Raw genomic sequence first — 283 nt, forward strand, 5'->3', positions numbered from 1 at the left:
GGGACTCACATGGGTTGTTAAGGGGTTTGGGACGATTAAAGCAGAGAGGCTTAGGCCGTGCTATCTTCGTTCACGATATCGATGACACTACGCAGGTACGCAGGGTCATACGCGAACAGCTGCTTGTAGTACTCGATCTGCTGGTTCTTGTCTTCACGGCTGATACCGGCTGTCCGCATCTTGTCCCCGAACGACTTGGGGATCGGTGCGCGGCGGATATCGGCAACCACGGTCAGCGGTACCGTCACCACGTCTGAGGTAGCAGCGCTAACGACTTGTACCT

General features: G+C 55.8%; 1 protein-coding gene. It reads right to left on the reverse strand.

Annotated features, from left to right (window positions below):
- Positions 1-50: 50 nt before the first annotated feature.
- Positions 51-283, reverse strand: a 233-nt coding sequence (locus AC1RPJ_RS08105; RefSeq protein ID WP_429608760.1) for a hypothetical protein, incomplete at its 5' end; no start/stop codon positions are given.

The sequence above is a fragment of the Dellaglioa sp. CoH-57-MRSF-17 genome, assembly GCF_056782015.1.